Genomic DNA, 19,044 nt, shown 5'->3' with positions numbered 1-19,044 from the left:
CTTCGGGCGCTGGAAACTAGTCGACTTTACTAACACCAGATGCGATGAACGATCGGCTTGACGAAGTTCCGGCAATTTAACAGCGACCCTCGTTAGCGGCCTACAACATGCCACTCCGGCCCGCTCGGCCGGGCTGAAATCGTAGGCCGGAACAAGGAAAGCCAAAGCCAATCCGTAACTTCGGGCGCTGGAAACTAGTCGACTTCACTAACACCAGATGCGATGAACGATCGGCTTGACGAAGTTCCGGCAATTTAACAGCGACCCTCGTTAGCGGCCTACGACATGCGCTGCCCGACCGTTAAAACCGCTAGAACCGTGAATCTTTCGTCAGCCCTAAGAATTTCGCTGATCGTTGCCGATTCTCTAGATGATCCAATCTTCCATCATTTAGGACCAAGCCCGTGAATCAACCCAATCCATTACGAACGCAACGCTGGGACAGCGTCGTCGCCGATTGGCTTGGCGAAACAGCGGTCATCGACCCGGATCCGGTTAGCGTACGGCCTACTTACCGTCCACGGGGATTGGTTATCGCGGCCCAACGAGAGCTGCGGCAAGAAACGCAACTGCAATACAATCTTGCTGGATTTCGCATGCGGACCTGCAATTCGCTTGCCGATGGGCTGGTGCTGGTGGCTCGTGATCCCTGGGACATCGTCCTGATCGAAACGGCAATCTGGGATTCTGCTGATCCGATAGCTCAGAATCTGTCGGTCCTGGACGAAGTTCGCGTTGTACGACTTGTGGGATAAGCTCAGGCCCTTTTCGCGGCAGTGTTGACATTGAAGAGAATCCCAAATAGGATTCAGGCTGCTTGGAATTTCCCCATTTAAACGCAAAAAATGTCTGTTCGTCTTCGAATTATTGCTGTCGTGATTATTAGCACGGACCAAAGTCCGGCCGCGATTGGGTAGTGCTTCGAAGTTATCATCAAAAAATTAGCAAACCCTCGCAGGCCGGGCATCCGACCTTCGAGGGTTTTTTGTTACATTGTGGAACCAAAAATATGCCGACTACATCCGTCCAGTTGCCGCGTGCCGCTCAGCAATCGCCAAACACCCAACCAGAAATCAATATGCGAAACATTTTGGTCTACGACACCACGCTGCGAGATGGGACGCAGGGGGAAGGCGTATCTCTGTCGCTGCAGGACAAACTCAATGTAGCCGCTAGACTGGCGGAATTTGGCGTCGACATGATCGAGGGTGGTTACCCGCTATCAAATGACAAAGACGTCCAATTCTTTCAGCGAGTCCGTGAATTGGACTTGGGCCGCAGCAAGATTGCGGCTTTTGGCATGACGCGCCGACGTGGAGTCTTGGCTCAAGACGACCCCGGCATGAAAGCACTTGTGGCCGCCAAATCGGACGTGATCACGGTAGTTGGCAAATCCTGGGATTTCCATGCGACCGACGTCTTGAACGTTTCGCTGGATGAGAACATTGCGATGATCGCCGAGAGTGTGGCTTTCTGTGCAAACCATGCGGAAGTGGTCTACGATGCCGAACATTTCTTTGATGGCTATAAAGCGAATCCTGAATACGCTTTGAAGGCGATCTACAACGCGGCCTCCGCCGGCGCGCAGTGGATTGTGCTGTGCGATACCAACGGTGGATCGTTGCCAGAGGAGGTTGCGGCGATCGTGAAAGCCGCTCAGCAAAAGCTGGCAGGCACCAAAGCTAGGCTCGGTATCCACTGCCACAATGACGGCGATATGGCGACTGCCAATTCATTAGCCGCAATCGATGCTGGTTGCGACCACGTGCAAGGCACCATCAACGGCGTTGGGGAACGTTGCGGTAACGCGGACTTGATCGCGCTGATGGCCAACTTGGTTTTCAAAAAGCAAGGGTACACGATCAACTGCCGTGACTCGCTAAGTCGCTTGACGGAGCTTTCACGGTTCGTTTATGAAACTGCGAATCTGCAACTGCGGAATAGTCAACCGTTTGTCGGGCAAAGTGCGTTTGCTCACAAGGGTGGTATGCACGTGCATGCGATCAACAAAGCCGCGTCGACTTACGAACATATGAACCCAGAGCTTATCGGCAACGAGCGACGAATTTTGGTCAGCGAGCTATCGGGGCGATCAAATATTGTGGCGGTCACCAAGGGCAACATTGCACAAGATCGCGAGATGCAAGAAAAGATCCTTGCTGCGGTCGTGCAAGCGGAAAATGCGGGCTACCAATATGAGGCCGCCGAAGCTTCGTTTGAGTTACTGGTCAAACGCTGTGCGAATGAGTTTCAACCGCATTTCGCAGTCTCCAAGTACCGCGTTGATGCGGGCGACGCTTCCGCTGGTGCTTATGCGGAAGCCGTCTTGCAAGTTGACGTCAACGGCCAAACTCGCTTTGAAGGCGCGCAAGGGCACGGACCCGTGAACGCGCTGGACGCAGCTCTGCGGAAAGCGCTTCGCGAGTTCTATCCTACGCTCGAATCGATGCGTTTGCTCGATTACAAGGTTCGAGTCGTCAACAGTGACGCGGGTACGGCAGCCAAGATCCGAGTCAACATTGAATCATCAGACAACGGCAAGACTTGGCGAACCATCGGTGTTAGCGAAAACATCATTGAAGCAAGCTGGTTGGCCTTGATCGACGCAGTCGAATACAAACTTCACAAGGATCACGGAAAGATTTAAATATGGCTTCGGAAGATATTCCTAATCGATTTGACTTTGTTAGCGAGAGCGAGCGGATCTACGCCCAGTGGAACGACGCTGGCTGCTTCAACGCGGAGGTGAACCCCGCGAAGAAGCCTTTCACGATTGTCATTCCACCGCCGAACGTGACGGGTGCTTTGCACTTGGGACATGCGCTAAATAACACGTTGCAAGACATCCAAATTCGCATGCACAGAATGCAAGGCTTTGAGGCCTTGTGGATGCCCGGTACCGATCACGCTGGCATTGCGACACAGGCGGTTGTCGAACGACGACTCAAAGAACAAGAGAATATCACGCGGCACGAGTTGGGACGCGAGGCGTTGGTGCAGCGCATCTGGGACTGGAAGGACCAGTACGAAAAGCGAATCCTCGGGCAGCTTCAACGACTGGGAGCATCCTGCGATTGGCGAAGAACGCGATTTACACTGGATGACCAATGTGCCAAAGCGGTGCAAGCAACGTTTTTTGATCTATTCAAAAAGGATTTGATCTATCGCGGCAAACGATTAGTCAACTGGGACACGTATCTGCAAACCGCTGTCAGCGACGACGAAGTGTTTCATGAAACGGTGAAAGGCAACTTCTGGCATATTCGATACCCCGTTGTATCGCCAAAGGCTGGCGAGCCGAGCTATGTCGTAGTCGCTACAACACGACCAGAAACACTTTTGGGCGATACCGCTGTCGCAGTGCATCCCGACCCGGCGGCTGAGTTAGAAAAACTAACGGCCACTCTGAAAGAAAAATTGCAAGCGGCAAACGAAAAGGAAGCTCCCGCCATCCAAAAACAGCTAGAACAGGTCGATGAACGCAAGCAGACCGTTCTGCCGCAATTGATTCTACTTGCCAAGATGGCTGCCGACGGGCGACACGTGACGTTGCCACTGACGGGCCGAACTATCCCACTGGTGGCTGACATTTGGGCCAAGCCCGAACTGGGATCCGGGTGCGTGAAGATCACGCCCGCCCATGACCCCAACGACTACGAAGTTGGACTTCGGCAGGACTTACCGATGATCAACATCCTGCAACCCGATGGCAAACTGAATGAGCAGGCCGGTACCTATGCCGGACTCTCCATTCAAGAAGCTCGTAAGCGCGTGGTCGCGGACCTCGAAGCAGCGGAATTACTGGAATTGGTTGAAGACCGCGAGATTGAGCTTGCTCACTCCGATCGCAGCAAGACGCCGATTGAGCCCTATCTTGCCGACCAGTGGTTTGTGCGGATGGACAGCCTTGCTCAATCTGCGATCGATGCGGTGGAAGACGGACGAGTCAAGATCTTCCCGAATCGGTACGCGAGTGGTTACGTTGACTGGCTGAGCGAAAAACGAGATTGGCCTGTGGGTCGTCAGTTATGGTGGGGCCATCAGATTCCGATCTGGTCGCAGACATTTGATGCCGCAGACAAGCTTTCTCGTAGCCAAAAGCTCATCGAAACGCTGGCCAAGGAAAGCCAAGGCGAGATTGCATGGAGCCTCGAGGGCGAATCGATTCTGCATGTCTCGCTGCGCGGCGAAAACCCAACGTTGCAGACCAAGGTGGAGTCGCTGGGGTTCGTTCGCCAAGAGGATGTTTTGGACACTTGGTTTTCATCTGCCCTCTGGCCGCATTCCACCTTGGGCTGGCCAGAACAAACCGATGCGCTGAAGTATTTCTATCCCACCAGCACTTTGATAACCTCACGTGACATCATCACCTTGTGGGTGGCGCGCATGGTACTTATGGGGCTCAACAATTGCGGCGAGATTCCATTCAAGGAAGTCTTTATCCATCCGAAAATTCTCGATGGTTACGGCGAAACGATGTCCAAAAGCAAGGGCAACGGCGTGGACCCCATCGATGTTATCGACAAATTCGGTGCCGATGCGTTGCGATTCGGCTTGTGCTGGCTGACGACGGAAACTCAAGATGTTCGGATGCCCGTGCAGTTCGAATGTCCTCATTGTTCTGCGTTAATCAATCAGACGAAGCAGAATCGGCAACAGCATCGCTTGAAGTGCGAGAAGTGCTCGCAAGAGTTTTCGACGCAGTGGGCTGAATCGCCAGCCGACAAAGCATTGCCAAAAGCGCCCGTCGTCAGCGAAAGATTTGAATCGGCGCGTAACTTTACCAATAAGCTTTGGAACGCAGCTCGTTTTACGATGATGCACTTGGAAGGTTTTACTCCAGGAGCGATCGACCGATCACAGCTTGCACTGGAAGACCGCTGGCTGCTTTCTCGATTGTCGACGGTCAACCAATCGATGACTGCCGCGATCCAAGAGTTTCGATATGCGGATGCAGCAAGAGCCATCTATGATTTTGCTTGGGATGACTTCTGCAGCAATTATTTGGAGATTGCTAAGCCGCGACTGCAATCCGCTGAATCTAAAACTACGGTACAACGAGTTTTGGCTCATACGCTGGACCAACTTCTGCGACTACTGCACCCGATTATGCCATTTGTAACCGAAGCGATTTGGCAGCAGTTGGCTAAGTTTGCGCCGATTCGAGATTTGGATATGGCAAAACCAGCAGCAAACTATGTCATGCTGGCGGATTGGCCAACCTATCGAACTGCGGATCAAGCTCCGGATATCGAACAGCAATTCGCACTGTTTACGGCATTGGTCGGTGCTATCCGCGAAATACGGGCCAGGCAAAGCGTACCGCCGAAGGACACCGTGTCGTTTAGTCTACAAGCCGAAGCGTCGATCGCAAAGATCGTGCGACCGATGATGCCGTTTGTCGAATCGATGGCTTCTGCGGAACTTACTCAACTGGGTGACAACGTCCAGCCGCCTGCAATCAATGCAACTGTGACACTGGACAAGATGATTGTCTACGTGGATCTATCCAAGCTGATCGATGTCGAAGCGGAAATCCAACGCAACGAGAAGCTGCTTGAGAATCTGATTAAGCAGATATCAAGTAAAGAATCCAAGCTGTCTAACGACACGTTTGTTTCTCGTGCTCCGGCGGCAGTTGTCGAGAAAGAGCGAGCTTCGCTGAATGACCTGATCTCACAACGAGATATCGCTCAGTCATCGCTGGAACAACTGAAGCGATTGGGCAGCTAGCGGGCAGCACCGCTTGCTTATTAAAAAGCTCTGAATACTTGCCGAACGATCCGATTGACTCTAAAGGGTCAGAACCCTTTAGAAACCAAGCTCGTGTTGAGTGCAATTTCGTTGTGCGTCAACTCATGACTCAGAACGCCTTCCCTGTCGGCGGGCCGCTTCCACAGCGATTCCCAGCCTAGCCCCCGAAAATTCGGACCAACCACCGTTTCATCAAACCGAATCCCAGCTCGCAAAAGATTCCATTCAATGATCCTTGCTTCTCCCGCTTGGTCGATGCAGACATCCCACCCAATGATGTCCGAGTATGGGAACGATTGATGATGCTGCAAAAGCTCCTGTCGAACCGCTGAATAATTCGGAATCTCAAAGCCTTCAAATGCAAAACCAGTGTCTGGATGCTTGAGATGCATCTTGAATTCTTTGCCTGAGTACCCAACCTTGTGAAGTACACCGGTATTTTGGTCAATCGGTACGCAGATCTCCGAAGAAGCCTCGACAAAGGGAGAAGACAACCTCGCTAATCGCAAGCAAGTGGTCCGAACCGTGAGCTGACCGTTCGGTTCTCGGACTGTCAGTATACGAACAGTTGGCCCTCGATCTGGCAGAAGGTTTTTGAATGCGGGATGAACGCAAACAATCTCTTGAAACACCCCGTCTGGAAGGTGTTCCACGGCGGTTTGTTCAAAGTCTGCACGCGTGACTCGATAAACTCCTTGGCCTCGTGCAGACCGATTGCTTTTAAAGATAATCGATTCACGATTTGCGAATAGAATGTTGAGCGTCTGCGACTTGGACAGATGAAGGAACTGACGATCGTAAAGCTTTCCTCCGAGCACATATCCGATATCTGGTACGTTATCGACGTTCAAGAAGCGTCCAATAAACTGACGCTCGCGGTAAAGACCAGCGGCTCGATAGGTCGCAGGAAGGACATGCTGAATGTAGTATGAGTTCGGAATCCAACCTTCTTTGAAGACCCGCTGAATTGCCATGTAAGTGTAAAGACCGACGGCGTGTCGGCGATTGCCCAGTACGTCTTGCGCATAGTCGGAAGCTTGTCGCTTGAGTTGAGGGGCCAAGCTTCCATGTTCTTTTTGAATCAATTGCAAGTGCCGTCGCGCTTGACGGTGCGCAGCAGCGACTTGTACCCATTTGGCAATTGCGGAATAAGTGGTCTTTAGCCTTCGCTTGCGTTCCTTCTGCGCTAGTTGGCTTAGGTGTTTTCTCATGGGTCAGCGGAACGACGGCTTGGCTTGGAGATCTAGTTTCAAATGGATTTATTGCTCGAAGTATAATTCGAGTATCCACCGAAGCGACCATGGAAAGCAAGAAAGAACCGGCACGAAACAGGCGTGAGAGCCGCGACCGACAGGCAGCCCGCCGGAGACGCTTGCCTGCAATTTGGACAATCAGTTTAAATTCTTGGTGCGTATCATTTTGGCGAACGCATCCAATTGGCTTTCGATCTCAGCGGCACGCAAGAACACGAATGGTACGGCACGTTCGAAGGCCGAATCCTTGATCTGCGACCAACGATTGCTGACGATCTGGTCCACTTCTTCATGCAGCGCTTGCAACCATTCCGGAATCTCAAACCCCACGCCGGAAGGCTCTCGCATATTCAAATGTGCTTCTTGCAGCAGCAGTTCAAAAGCGGAGGAGACAGGACGTCCATTGTCCTGAAGCTGCTTCATTGCCGGGCGAACCAACGCTCGCATGCGACCGATACTCATCGGCTTAAGAAACCGTTCGTTCAATCGGTCTGCGACGGTTGGCATCTGCATGGCATAACGTTCTTGCAACTTGTTCAGCTCGCTCAAATAGGAGGCCGCTTCCCGTCCAACGCGTTCGGCCAGTGCGCGACGCCATTGCAAAGCGGTCTGTTGGCAACCATTTCGCACCAGTACTTCATGAGCGAAAAACACAGGTCGCAGGTTCCAGGAAACGCGTTCATACCGAACACGCAGCCTTAAGAAATCCAGGAACATGTAGATCATCTCACCGCGATCTGACTGCGTGGTCGTGCTGTTGTAGTCGCGGTACTCTGCGTGATGGTCAAGCACCGACTCCAAAATGATTGTCAACCATTTGGATGCTTTTTCTAACGGCAGCTTGCCCGACTCGATCGCGATCAAGATGGGATCGATCACTGTTGTTTCTTGTTGCTCTTGAGCTTGGCGCAACCAATTGGCGACCCCTTGATGCAATATCGCTCGCACATTGCCCAGCTTCAGGAACCCTTGCGTGAAAATGCCTTGGCCATATTGCTTAATGAACTCTGTCAATTCGGACCAGGTCGCAGGCGAATCGATCAACTCTAAAACGCTGAGCCGCAACGTGCGCGAGTGCATGAGCCAACTGTGCAGCAGCACTTCAATCGAACGCTCGATCAATCCTAGCAAGCGGGGTACCGCTGGTTCATTGATATCCGTTTCAACAATATCCTCCAGTTCCATGAATGGCGTAGCACCATTGTTGGGGCGGAAACTGTAGGCGTTCCGGACGACAGCTCGAGCGATCGATACAAATCCGATATGAAACAGTTCGTCGAACTCCGTCACCGCACCGGGCCCAACCGGATTATGGTGCTCCATATTTCGAGCGGTTTCCAGCAGCCGACAAGCGGACAAAATCAATCCCTGCCGGGGCAGCCAAGTCAAAAGATGCGACAACGAACGTCGTCTTAATCGCACGCGGAAAATCTCAAGAGGATCTCCGCCGCGTGCCATGGGGACATACAACAGTTTCTCTGCTCGCAAGGCAGTTAAAAACACATTGAACTGCTCATCGACACAGTCGTGGCGGCCAGCAAGTAGGCTGGCGTAGAGCTGAACAACGTCCCAATCATTTTCGCCCAAGTCGTCGCACTGCAGGTGGACCGAGTCAGGTCGATCGTTTTGGAACGCAGCAATCGCGGCCAACAGCATTCGCCTTGAGTCAGCAATTTCGAGAGCTGACTGAATGATGCGTTCGAGCAATGATTCCTTCATCAATCGTTTGCGGTCATAGCGAGACATGGAATCTTGATCGGCACCGCCACGCGTAACCGGAAAAACTTTGACTTGATCAATCAAACGCAGGCAACCGCGCAAGTGTCGGCTGCACTGGATACACCATTGCTGTAAGGATTCAAGGCGATCCTGCATGCACGTTTTGGTAGCATCGATGTTGCGATGATCCGCGCAGATTCGCAGCGCAGTATGCTTCCACATCTTAGCAATGGCAATCAAGAACGTGAGGTGTTCGCTTAGACGCCTCGACTCCGCAATGAGTTCATCTTGCGAATCGGTTTCCTCTTCAAAGGTTGCACCTTCGTGCCCGTCGTCGGTGCTATCTTCAAAGACAACGCCTTCGTAGGCCGCTTCGTAAGGTGATTCTTCGTCGGCACCATCACCTGCAGGCCACGCTTCGCTGGGCGGAGAATCCAGGGCATCTGTCGGCGCAGCTTTCGTTTTAGGATCACCCAAGTTGAACGACGGTGGCTGCCAATATTCATCCGCATTGGCTTCGATATAGTCAAAGAACCGCTTGCTCAACTTCCAGACTTCGTCGATGGAAGGATGCGGTACAACTCCTGACGCAGATTCAGCTTTGCGTTCGGTGTCAAAGGTCTTTTGAGTCTGATGGTCTAGCGTAAAGTGACCGTTGACCTGATAGAACCAAGTTTCGGCATGTTCAGCAAACGACGTCTCTCCACTGCGCAAGCCCGTCTTGCTAGACTCGCTCAGCCAATGGACCAACAGCGCAAGTGAAGCCACAAAGTCATGGCGTTCAAGCAGCGCTTCTATCACAAGCGCATACGCTCGAGGGGAATCAAAAAGTTCTGCATGTTGCCCCCAGAAGCGGACGTCGCCGGCAGAAGCTCCACCCGCATGCCAAAGCCGCAAGGCTCGCGCGACAAGTTCGGCACTTTGATAGCTGTCCAGCAGATTGATGCCGTTGATTTCCGTCAGTTCATGCGAAGCAAACTGATGCCACCAATTTGCCAAGTCCAGGAAGCATAAGCGGATCTTTTCCGAAACGATAGAATCATCAGCCGCCGCCGCCTCGCGCCAAATACGAGAGAAGAACGCTGCGATACGTTCCAGCAACTCGTTGATCTCAGCGATACGGTGATCTTCGCTGGCCGCGTCACTGCTGGGAAAGTAAGGGAAATTCCCAGCAAAGCCCAAAATGTTCCAAGGATCGACAAACGCACCACACTCAATTCCACGATGCAAGAGATCGATGATGTCGGACGGAATAGAGATCGCTTTTTGCAAATCCCCTTCTCGCAGCAAGCGCCGTCCAGAAGTCAACAAACAATCGATGCGACACATCATTCGCGCTGATGGAACTGCGACTTCGTCCGTTTCCGCTCGAGCACTATCGCTGCTGCCCATGCGAGCAAACAGACGTGCGAGCTGGACATGCTCTAGTTGACTAGCACGCTTTTTTGCCATGAATGAGTTCAAATACTGCCGCGCGCCACCGAATGGTTGCCGGCGTTTGGCTTCTTCCTCTCGCAATCGATCAGCATGAGGCCCCGTCATCTTGGCAAGCACATCGGTATAAAAGCGATCTCGATAAGCCGCGATGGGTGGTAACAAAGAGACCAAGGTCACGGTTGAATCGTTCGCAGTAGGCCCCCAGCCAGTGATTCCCGATGCCATTAGCATCGTACCGGCTAAAACGGTGGCGGCTTCGAACAACACCTCTTCTTCGGACAGTTCTTTTTCCGACAACACTCGTGCATTGAGCGCATCAAGAGTCACTTGCTGCAAAACAAAGCGACGGTAGTAGCCCTGTTCGTCAGCCGAACGCATATCCCATGAACCGAACTGGAAGTTGGGGCGTTTGTTGACTGGATGATCAAAATCGTACGCTCGAGGGTCAACAGCTAACTCTTGGAGTAAGTCGGGATCAAACGATGCACTGCGCAGGATTTCCGGGTGAGTAGCCCGCAGGATTTCGAGTGCAACGGTAATAATTCTTTCGTAAGGTCCAACCGCAACACCAACCTGTTCCAAATAAAGCGGAATCGGACAGACCCACTCGTGCGAATAAGGCTCCAGTTGCCCGGTTTCCAGCACCGCCACCGGGCGGTAGCCTACAAAAGAATTCAGTTCACGTATCGCGTTGGTAATGATCCGCTCAGTCTCATTCCACGGTCCGCCTTGTGCGACCACGGTCTGGATGGCTCGGCCCAAAAACAAACCGTTGAACAAGCCCTCGGGTTCTTGATGGAATAACAAATCGCGATGGAAGTCTAGGTACGATGGCAGAATGTCCAACCAAACCAAAGACAATACCTCGGCCGCTTGGCCTGTTTCCGCGAACGCAGGCTGCGATTGAGCCAAAGTCGCCAGTCGATCTTGCAACCATTGCTGGACGGTTAGCCAAGCAGGCATCCCAGCAAATGGCCGGTTGGTTATCGAACCTGATCGCAAGGCCAACCCGTACAAGCGGTTAACCGCCGAAAGCATTTTCGTATCCGGACGGCCCGAGGAGAAATTCATGTAACCAAGTACATGGACTAAGTCCTCGTCACGTTCCTTGGCGTTGTAGCTGTCACTCACTTAGCAGAAAACCATCCATTTGCGATTCGTCCTGAATTTCACTGACCGTTGACTATTGTGAGCATTCCCTGAGAATTGCAAAAGAGCTATCTGCCTGCCAAAGCAAAATCAATACCCGAGATTTTCCAACTTTGCTCGGCGCAGGGGATGCCAGCGGGCCGTTGGTTGCTTTTTTTGGACTAAATCCTGTTTTTAAAAGTACTTTGCCGGTATCATTGGAGTTCATAGCTATAGCCTGATGATGCGTATGCTTCTCCACAAGCCAGATCCTGCTGGCGGTGGACGCGTGGTGCCGAATTCAGCTAGCGATGCCGTTTTAAAATGTTCCTCTCTTATGCTTAACGGGTACTAATCCATGGCGAAACGTCATTTGCAGCGAGTAAAATCGGCAAGGCGTAAGCGGCTTCGCCCCCTGCTATTTGACACGCTAGAAGATCGACGTCTGCTGGCAGGACTCAATGTGTTGGTCTTTGAAGACATTGACCAGAGCGGTACTTACGACGAAGAACTCGATTCGGCCGTGTCGGGACGTGTCGTATTCCTGGATAGCAATCGCAACGGGCAACTCGATTCATCGGAGGCATTTGCCATCTCCGATGAAACTGGCATCGCGAGCTTTTCTGACATTCAACCCGGCACGCACTGGTTCGAACTTTTGGGCCGACCGGGCAACTCCTTCCGCATTGATATCAACGAACCGGACGACTTCCTGGATGTTGCCATCAATGTCGACGTTTCGCCAGACAATCCGCTGCCCATGTGGCTGTCCCCAAGTATTTTGCTCGAGGGGTTTGAGGATTATCCGCTAACAATTAACGCTGCCTTACTGGAAGCGGCTTTGGAATCTGCGGAAGATGAGGCGCTGTTCTACTTCGTTACCAAACAACCCGACTTTGGCTCGCTGACTTGGGCCATTTCAACCGGCGGCACATACCAACCATCGCAAGATTACTTTGGTAACGATTCGATTGTCGTCCGAGCTTTTGATGGACAGTCCTGGAGCGACGATTTAGTCGTCGACATTCGTTTAGAAGCTGTCGATGATTTGCCGACAGGGTTTCGAGTGAATTTTGTCGATTCAATTCCAGAGAATACCCCCAACGCAGTCATTGCCACATACGAGATTGATGACATCGATAACGGCGATGCGCAGATTCAAACCTCGAATCCAGCTTGGGTAGAAGCTGGCAACGGTGTCATCCGTTTAGCCAATGGCCGCCAATTGAATTACGAGGAGTCCGCACAGTTTTCGATCTCCGTCTGGCTTCATGGCAGTGAAGAGTCTGGCTCTCAAGCGTTCCTGGCGTCTGCCACAATCCCAGTCACCGATCTCAACGACCCATCGATCGGTATCGATTTCTTGGGCAACCCGCAGGTGGTCGAGTTCCGTGCCGGGCACAGGTTCGGCGAACTGCGCGTCATCGATGAAGACATCAATGAAGAATTCACTTGGGAGCTTTCCGACGATCGCTTTATAGTCGATGCTTCCAACATGCTTCGCTTGCGAGCGGGCGTGTTTCTCGCAACGCGAGACCAGTGGACCCTGCCGCTTTTTGTAACCGCAACTTCTGTGACAGGAGGCGATTCTGTTTCTACCGAGATCCTGATTTCGGTTGAACAAGCGCCTCCGCCGTATCAAAACCAATCATTCCCGTTGGATGTGAATGGCGATGGGGAGATCAATTCATTGGATGTATTGGCCATCATCAATGCACTCAACGCCCGTTCCAATCGCGATTTAAGTGTACCGCCACCGAGCCAGAATTACGATTTCATTGATGTCAACGGCGATCGCGTTTTATCGTCCCTGGATGTTCTTATCGTCATCAACCATTTGAACTTCATGCGACGCGTGCGAGGTTTGCAAACCGAGTCAACGCAGGGCAGTGGCTCAGAAGTGGGCGGTTCCGGTGATAGCGGCTACGGCAATGGCGGAAATGGTGGCGATTACGGAAACGGCGGTGGCAGTGGCGGTGGCGGTTATGGCCAATTGGTGGCTGGCCAAGGCGAAGCGTACCGTCAAGTCGACGCACTCATTCAGGAGTTCGAATTTGAGCCTGCCACCGCGCAGAGCCTCGCCGACTTCCAAGAAAAGCTTCGCAAATCAAGCTAACGCTCTGCCACAGCAGATTTTTGCGACATGAGGGATCAGAAGCCTTTTTATGCCCCACATCGTTTTGCCCCCCGAGCTCGCACCCGTGGGTGAATAACGTTCGCAAGCTGGACACCGAAGCTGCTCTTAGGACAGGGCAAATCAATTTTTGAATTTAGGCAAATTAGCCGTTGAGCAATAGCTCACGGTTTCCGAGAAAACCGACGCTTTCGCGTTTCGGCTAATGCGGAATGTGATTATCTGACTTGCCCTGGGGAACAAGCCAGCATGACTTGTGGAGTATCAAAAGATTGGAAGCCCGTCCAGCCGTTTCTTGCTACTTGGCAAAACATCACGCTTGCCCCGTACCGTGAAGAACTTCTTGAACACTTCCGCCTCGCGAAGTCGCGTAAGCGTATGGAACTCGCAGATCAAGCTTCGTCAGGAGCTCGAAAACTGTAAACCAACGTGGGCTCGTAAGCACAAATTTCGTTGCTTTGGAAGTACAAACCGATTTCACGTTGAGCTGACTCGGGGCTGTCGCTGGCATGAACCAAGTTCATTTGACGCGACGAACTGAAGTCGCCGCGGATCGTTCCCGCTGCCGCCTTCAGTCCGTTGGTCGCTCCTAGGATATCGCGGACAACTCGAATGACTTCCAAGCCTTCCAATACCATCGCAACGATTGGGGCACTGGTAATGAACTCTTCCAGCGAAGGATAAAAAGGCTTAGCAACATGTTCGGCGTAATGCTGTTTGGCTAATTCCGGCGAGACTTGCAGCATTTTCATTGCGATCACGTTGAGTCCCTTCGCTTCAAATCTAGCGATTACCGTACCCATCAGCCGTCGCTGGACACAGTCGGGCTTCAACAAAACTAAAGTGCGTTCCATGTTCATTCTAAATTGAGGTGGAAAAAGAGAGTGGCGGCGACCGGTAAGTCGCCGCGCGATCTAGTTGCAGCATTGTGCGCACTTCAGACGTCAATGCCAAGGGCACCTCACACGCTCCCAGGGCTAATCAGTTTTTCAAGATGGCAGTGGAATTCGCCAGAAGTCCTGGCGAAGAAAGGGGGACTGCTGGCGAAGTCCACTACGTTCAATTCTGTGTAGCTTGAAAAACTGACTGGCCATGCACTTGCTCCAAGCCAGCTTCCCAGCCCGGTTGCCGACGCGAATTCTTGCTTCCACCTACGTCTTCAAATCTGCCGTTTGTAACAGCCGTTGCTTAAAAACCAGTTCATTCTGGCAAGGCAAACGTGTACAATGCGGACAGCTAGCCATAGTTGCCAAAATGGGCTCGCAAATCCTTGACGCGAACGGTTCTTGCGATGAACTTGCCAAATATTCGATCTGTTAACTATCCTGAATCGGATGGACGTCCAATGGGAGAAACCGACGAACATCGTGACGCGATGATTCGCATCATCGAACTTCTAAAGAAGCATTTCTATGGTCAGAAAGTTTACGTCAGCGGCGACTTGCTATTGTATTATGAGCAAGGCAATCCCAAAAAATTTATAGTCCCAGACGCATTTATCGCCAAAGGACTCCTGCAACGTAGACGCAGGATTTATCGGCTTTGGGTAGAACGCGTGGTTCCCCAATTGGTCATTGAAACAACTTCTAGAAAGACCAAAAAGAAGGACTCCGTCGATAAACCCCTACTGTATCAACAACTTGGAGTACACGAGTACTTCTTGCATGACCCTACTAGCGATTACTTGGATCCGCCTTTGCAGGGTTATCGACTGCAGAACGGCGTCTACCAAGAGATCGCCGCCGAACCTTCCGGCGGACTTTATAGCGAGGAACTGGATTTAGAGCTTCGAATATCCGAGGAGGATTTGAATTTGTTTACTCGGGGCACCAACGATCGATTGCTGACCCATCAAGAACAAGCAGAACTGGACGCAGAAGCTCGCCAACGTGAATCGGAAGCTCGCCAACGTGAATCGGAAGCTCGCCAACGTGAAGCAGAAGCTCGCCGAAAAGCTGAAGCAGAAGTGGACCGGCTGCGAGCCGAATTAGAGCAATTGAAACGGCAACTTTGAAAATCTATCCCGGAACTGGCTGCGGTGCTCCAATAGCTGGCCGGCATGCTGGCTTCCAATTGAGTTCCAAGCACATTATCGTTCGTTCTCAGGCGGCCCAGGACGTAGAACTGGCGATCTTTAAGTCAGGTCTCGATGCGCGATGACGTTGCAAAGTTTGCAGGCACGCTTGATATACATCTTGCACTTCAATCGCCTTCATTGCGGCATTGGTTGTGTTGCGTCGGTAGCGAGCGGAACCTCCGTCATAACGCTTTTGAATTGCGACGTGCTGAGCGCCATAGGGGCCGCAGCGTTGAGGCAATGATGTTCCATACATGGCGACACAAGGGGTTCCAATCGCAGCCGCTAAATGCATCGGCCCGGTGTCTGACCCCACAAACAACGCGGCGCGATAGCACCATTGTGCCAGGCTGACCAAATCCGTGTCGGGAGCCACAATGCAACTGCCAGGTGCCAAGGCTGCGATGGTTCGAGCGTAGTCGTATTCGCGTTCTCCGCCCCAAGCGATCACCGACGGCAAGCCCGTCGCTTCTAAAATTTGCTCCGACAAGACGGCATATCGATCCAGCGGCCAACGCTTGCTCTCCCAACCCGCTCCGGGATTTAAGATAACAAACTGCTTTGCAGACAAGCCAAGTTGATCCATGTATTGGTTGATTTCGCTGCAGTCCAAGCGTCGATCGTCCCAACCAAAGTCGACCTTCAGCAATCCCGCTTGATCGCAGGCCGGCGGCTCCAAGTTGCACATCTCCAACAACTCTAATTGCCGTTCAACCAAATGTTGCGCCAAGGGGTGACGCCGAGCGGTGTAGAACCAAGACGCCCCCTCGCGGGCTTGGCAACTGTCAAAGCCCAGTCGCAGAGGCGCGTTGGACAGCCACGCTAAGACCGCACTTTTGGCCAACCCCTGTGGGTCGATCGCTAGCTGAAAGTTGCGAGCTTGCAGCTCTTTTCTCAAGGAGTAAAGTTCGCGAGGCCGCAACAAAAAACCTTTACGCAACCGTATCACCTCATCCACACACGGGTGCTGCTCCAGCAGCTTGCTCGCGGCGCAATCAACAATCCAAGTGATTTGGCTATGTGGCCAAACCTGCTTGAGGTAGGTAGCCAGCGGCCATGTCAATATGCAGTCGCCAATCGCACTCAACCGTGTGATGAGAATTCGCGGACTTTCTCCAAGGTCAATCGGTGCAGGTTTGCGTTCGTCGATGAAGGTCGGTTGCACGTCGATAGCTCCAGAGCCATTTGCCAGCAAAAACGTTATGAGAAACTCTAGCGATATGGTGGGTTGTATCGGCTACCGAAATCCAGCGAAACAGAGATTCACTCACATTGCAGTAGAGAAGTTCGTTAATTTTGGTTCAGTAGTGCTTTTCCCTTTGCACTCACAAATGCGGTTGTCCATTCTGTTATATTCATAGCGAACTACCGAACTGAGGAAGATAAGGAGCCATCCGCCGTGGGGATTCGATTTCGCTGCCACCATTGCCAAAAAAAGCTCAACATCAAAGCGAATCTGGCCGGCCGTCGAGGCATTTGCCCCAGTTGCAGCGGTCGCTTTCGGATACCCCACCAAGACCAAGACTACTCCGGGGAATTGGGGAGCGTGGGAGACGGCTTGAGCTCCGGAAGTAACGTGGTTTCCCCAGACGACCGCGTGAGCAATGTTGGGCAACATCGGCTTGATCGTCAACGGAGTCCTAACGGCGAACCGAGGGTTTCCCCCATGTATTTGGTACGTCCCCCCAGCGGCGGAGTCTACGGGCCGGCAGACTGGGCGACCATTGAAAGCTGGATCAGCCAACAGCGGATTACGGCCGATACGAGCCTATGTCCGGTCGGTTCCAAAGAATGGGTTGCGGCCGAAGAGCTTTTTCCGGCCGCATTTGCGAAGTGATTGGAGACTTCGCGCTAGTGGGCGCGATCGCCAGAACAGCCGCATTCGCTAGAAAAAGGCCGGGATAGTCTACGTGCGAAACGTCCGTTACTTTTTGCCTTGTTCTCGCTTCATTTGAAAAAAATGGCTCAGCAGTTGGCCACATTGCTCCGACAGCACGCCGCCGGTAGCAACCGTTTGATGATTCAGACGTGCATCATTTAGCAGTTGATATAAGCTGTGGACCGCGCCGGCTTTGGGGTCGCTTGCACCATAAACGACTCGGGTAATCCGCGATTGCAAGATCGCTCCGGCACACATTGGGCAGGGTTCTAACGTCACATAAAGTGTGGTTTCGGTTAAACGCCAAGACTGCAATAGCGAAGCGGCTTGTGTAATAGCGATCATCTCGGCATGAGCCGTGGGATCATTTAGTTGTTCGCGTTGGTTATAGCCCGTACCAATAATTTTATCTTTGTGCACAATAATGGCGCCGACGGGAACTTCATCCTGTTCAGCCGCTTGGACTGCTTGTCGAATTGCGTGTACCATCCACTGTTGATCAGAATCCATGGAAGCCTTCGGGTATAATCGGTTCAAGAATCAGGATAAGTTTTATCTTATAACGGCAATTGCAGTCCAGGGACAGCGTCTTGCCTAAACTCAAATGTTGCACTTGAAGAGATACGGAATTTAGCTTGCCCACAGCCATCGTTATCGACAACTTAGCGAAGACCTATCGCAGCGGCTTTCTATTTGGCCGGCGGGTACGAGCATTAGACGGTATCAATCTAGAAATCCCAGCGGGCGGTATATTCGGTTTGCTGGGCCCCAACGGCGCAGGCAAGACCACTTTGATCAAGATCCTGCTGGGAATTGTTCGCCCCAGTTCCGGCAAAGCATTGATCTTTGACCAACCGCACCATCGCCAGGCAGCACGACGCAGCATTGGCTACCTGCCGGAAAATTTCCACGTCGCCCGACACCATACCGCCATCACCGCTCTTCATTTTCTAGGGCGATTATCGCGAATGAACGATTCGCAGATTCAAGCTCGCATACCTAGCCTGCTAGATCTGGTCGGATTGAAAGGGCGCGAAAACGAATTGGTTCGAACCTACTCCAAAGGCATGAAGCAACGCTTGGGTTTAGCTCAAGCGCTTTTGCACGAACCCAAGTTGCTGTTTCTGGACGAACCCACCGACGGCTTGGACCCAGTAGGCCGCCACCACATCCGCCAATGTATCGAACGCTTGCGAGATGACGGAAAAACAGTTTTCGTCAACAGCCACATCTTGCAAGAAGTCGAACTGGTGTGCGATCGTTTCGCTATTATGTCGCATGGTCATGTGGCAGCCAGCGGAACCTTGAATGAACTGCTTTCCAACGCGAGCCAGGCAGGCAGCCGGACCACCGTACTAGTCTCGGGCAGCCGCGAAGCCTTGGAACAAGTCCGCGAGGCTACAGCCGCGAAATTTGCTGACGTACAAGTAGCTGTCCCTCTGGCTGCGGACGATGACAACTGGCAAATCGAATTGCCAAGTATCCAGCAAACTGATGTCGATGCGTTGGTAGATTTGATCCGCAGCTCCGGACTTAGCATTGTGCAACTTGCCGTACACAAGCCAAAACTCGAACAGGTGTTTATGCAATTAGTTCAGAACGCCACGACGCCCAACGGCGTGCCGAATATTACCACGTCCGACTCCAGCAGATTTGAGTAACC

At 52.3% G+C, this 19,044-nt stretch carries 13 protein-coding genes; 7 read left to right on the top strand and 6 right to left on the bottom strand.

Features of this window, described 5'->3' with window-relative positions; translation table 11 throughout:
- Window positions 1-404: 404 nt before the first annotated feature.
- The 3 genes from SH302x_RS08225 (at window position 405) to SH302x_RS08215 (ending at window position 5,733) form a co-directional block, all read left to right on the top strand.
- Window positions 405-755, top strand: a complete 351-nt coding sequence (locus tag SH302x_RS08225) for a hypothetical protein (RefSeq protein ID WP_479368248.1) — start codon at window positions 405-407, stop codon at window positions 753-755.
- A 323-nt stretch (window positions 756-1,078) separates the two neighbouring features.
- Window positions 1,079-2,647 (top strand): citramalate synthase, encoded by a 1,569-nt coding sequence (cimA, locus tag SH302x_RS08220; protein WP_479369250.1) that lies wholly within the window; start codon window positions 1,079-1,081, stop codon window positions 2,645-2,647.
- A 2-nt stretch (window positions 2,648-2,649) separates the two neighbouring features.
- Window positions 2,650-5,733 (top strand): valine--tRNA ligase, encoded by a 3,084-nt coding sequence (locus SH302x_RS08215; protein ID WP_479368247.1) that lies wholly within the window; start codon window positions 2,650-2,652, stop codon window positions 5,731-5,733.
- Between the two features lie 68 nt (window positions 5,734-5,801).
- Here the strand turns inward: SH302x_RS08215 and SH302x_RS08210 are convergent, their stop codons facing one another.
- The 3 genes from SH302x_RS08210 to SH302x_RS08200 form a co-directional block, all read right to left on the bottom strand.
- The gene (locus SH302x_RS08210) at window positions 5,802-6,965 is read right to left on the bottom strand and encodes a sugar-transfer associated ATP-grasp domain-containing protein (protein WP_479368246.1); all 1,164 of its coding nucleotides are present in this window, start codon (window positions 6,963-6,965) and stop codon (window positions 5,802-5,804) included.
- Window positions 6,966-7,145: 180 nt separating this feature from the next.
- The gene (locus SH302x_RS08205; protein ID WP_479368245.1) at window positions 7,146-11,294 is read right to left on the bottom strand and encodes a hypothetical protein; all 4,149 of its coding nucleotides are present in this window, start codon (window positions 11,292-11,294) and stop codon (window positions 7,146-7,148) included.
- Between the two features lie 52 nt (window positions 11,295-11,346).
- Window positions 11,347-11,520 (bottom strand): hypothetical protein, encoded by a 174-nt coding sequence (locus SH302x_RS08200; protein ID WP_479368244.1) that lies wholly within the window; start codon window positions 11,518-11,520, stop codon window positions 11,347-11,349.
- A gap of 129 nt (window positions 11,521-11,649) precedes the next feature.
- Here SH302x_RS08200 and SH302x_RS08195 point away from each other — a divergent pair, with 129 nt between their 5' ends.
- Window positions 11,650-13,407 (top strand): dockerin type I domain-containing protein, encoded by a 1,758-nt coding sequence (locus SH302x_RS08195; RefSeq protein ID WP_479368243.1) that lies wholly within the window; start codon window positions 11,650-11,652, stop codon window positions 13,405-13,407.
- A 410-nt stretch (window positions 13,408-13,817) separates the two neighbouring features.
- On the opposite strand, the gene ndk is transcribed toward SH302x_RS08195, so the two are convergent.
- Entirely contained in the window at window positions 13,818-14,279 is a 462-nt protein-coding gene (ndk, locus tag SH302x_RS08190; RefSeq protein ID WP_479368242.1) for a nucleoside-diphosphate kinase, read from the bottom strand.
- Between the two features lie 437 nt (window positions 14,280-14,716).
- Here ndk and SH302x_RS08185 point away from each other — a divergent pair, with 437 nt between their 5' ends.
- Window positions 14,717-15,439, top strand: a complete 723-nt coding sequence (locus SH302x_RS08185; protein WP_479368241.1) for a Uma2 family endonuclease — start codon at window positions 14,717-14,719, stop codon at window positions 15,437-15,439.
- Between the two features lie 88 nt (window positions 15,440-15,527).
- Here the strand turns inward: SH302x_RS08185 and SH302x_RS08180 are convergent, their stop codons facing one another.
- Window positions 15,528-16,667 carry a glycosyltransferase family 9 protein gene (locus SH302x_RS08180; protein WP_479368240.1) on the bottom strand — a complete coding sequence of 380 codons (1,140 nt, stop codon included), beginning with the start codon at window positions 16,665-16,667 and terminating at the stop codon, window positions 15,528-15,530.
- Between the two features lie 234 nt (window positions 16,668-16,901).
- Between SH302x_RS08180 and SH302x_RS08175 the strand changes: the two genes are divergently transcribed.
- Complete coding sequence (locus tag SH302x_RS08175; RefSeq protein ID WP_479368239.1) at window positions 16,902-17,339, top strand: hypothetical protein; 438 nt, start codon at window positions 16,902-16,904, stop codon at window positions 17,337-17,339.
- Between the two features lie 87 nt (window positions 17,340-17,426).
- Here SH302x_RS08175 and tadA read toward each other — a convergent pair whose 3' ends face one another.
- A complete protein-coding gene (tadA, locus tag SH302x_RS08170) occupies window positions 17,427-17,891 on the bottom strand; it encodes a tRNA adenosine(34) deaminase TadA (protein ID WP_479368238.1) in 465 nt (154 codons plus the stop codon).
- 125 nt (window positions 17,892-18,016) lie between these two features.
- On the opposite strand from tadA, the gene SH302x_RS08165 reads away from it, so the two are divergent.
- Entirely contained in the window at window positions 18,017-19,042 is a 1,026-nt protein-coding gene (locus SH302x_RS08165) for an ABC transporter ATP-binding protein (RefSeq protein ID WP_479368237.1), read from the top strand.
- Window positions 19,043-19,044 lie beyond the last annotated feature (2 nt).

The organism is Njordella calcicola (assembly GCF_056494125.1).
Note: the sequence above shows the minus strand (reverse complement) of the source record. Positions and strands in the feature narration are given on the sequence as shown.

Excerpts from the sequence above, each read along its gene's own strand:
- cimA (WP_479369250.1), top strand. The coding sequence starts at position 1,079 with ATGCGAAACATTTTGGTCTACGACACCACGCTGCGAGATGGGACGCAG.
- SH302x_RS08215 (WP_479368247.1), top strand. The coding sequence starts at position 2,650 with ATGGCTTCGGAAGATATTCCTAATCGATTTGACTTTGTTAGCGAGAGC.
- SH302x_RS08210 (WP_479368246.1), bottom strand. The coding sequence starts at position 6,965 with ATGAGAAAACACCTAAGCCAACTAGCGCAGAAGGAACGCAAGCGAAGG.
- SH302x_RS08200 (WP_479368244.1), bottom strand. The coding sequence starts at position 11,520 with ATGAACTCCAATGATACCGGCAAAGTACTTTTAAAAACAGGATTTAGT.
- SH302x_RS08195 (WP_479368243.1), top strand. The coding sequence starts at position 11,650 with ATGGCGAAACGTCATTTGCAGCGAGTAAAATCGGCAAGGCGTAAGCGG.
- ndk (WP_479368242.1), bottom strand. The coding sequence starts at position 14,279 with ATGGAACGCACTTTAGTTTTGTTGAAGCCCGACTGTGTCCAGCGACGG.
- SH302x_RS08185 (WP_479368241.1), top strand. The coding sequence starts at position 14,717 with ATGAACTTGCCAAATATTCGATCTGTTAACTATCCTGAATCGGATGGA.
- tadA (WP_479368238.1), bottom strand. The coding sequence starts at position 17,891 with ATGGATTCTGATCAACAGTGGATGGTACACGCAATTCGACAAGCAGTC.